Origin of the sequence: Klebsiella sp. EMBS2024, assembly GCF_036233805.1 — a bacterium.
Lineage (GTDB): Bacteria > Pseudomonadota > Gammaproteobacteria > Enterobacterales > Enterobacteriaceae > Klebsiella > Klebsiella pneumoniae.
In genome coordinates, this window is sequence record NZ_JAZARW010000004.1 from 66,039 (window position 1) to 66,703 (window position 665).

Consider the following 665-nt stretch of genomic DNA (forward strand, 5'->3'; position numbering starts at 1 on the left):
GGGGGCACTGTTGCAAAGTTAGCGATGAGGCAGCCTTTTGTCTTATTCAAAGGCCTTACATTTCAAAAACTCTGCTTACCAGGCGCATTTCGCCCAGGGGATCACCATAATAAAATGCTGAGGCCTGGCCTTTGCGTAGTGCACGCATCACCTCAATACCTTTGATGGTGGCGTAAGCCGTCTTCATGGATTTAAATCCCAGCGTGGCGCCGATTATCCGTTTCAGTTTGCCATGATCGCATTCAATCACGTTGTTCCGGTACTTAATCTGTCGGTGTTCAACGTCAGACGGGCACCGGCCTTCGCGTTTGAGCAGAGCAAGCGCGCGACCATAGGCGGGCGCTTTATCCGTGTTGATGAATCGCGGGATCTGCCACTTCTTCACGTTGTTGAGGATTTTACCCAGAAACCGGTATGCAGCTTTGCTGTTACGACGGGAGGAGAGATAAAAATCGACAGTGNGGCCCCGGCTGTCGACGGCCCGGTACAGATACGCCCAGCGGCCATTGACCTTCACGTAGGTTTCATCCATGTGCCACGGGCAAAGATCGGAAGGGTTACGCCAGTACCAGCGCAGCCGTTTTTCCATTTCAGGCGCATAACGCTGAACCCAGNGGTAAATCGTGGAGTGATCGACATTCACTCCNCGTTCAGCNAGCATCTCC

The 665-nt window shown here is 53.0% G+C and carries 1 protein-coding gene (only partly in view); it reads right to left on the minus strand.

Annotated elements, in window-relative coordinates:
* Window positions 1-55: 55 nt before the first annotated feature.
* Window positions 56-665 carry part of the coding region annotated (locus VZP09_RS24755; RefSeq protein ID WP_328795541.1) for an IS6 family transposase on the minus strand (this coding region is incomplete at its 5' end). 18 nt of the annotated region lie beyond the right edge of the window, so 610 of the 628 annotated nt are shown.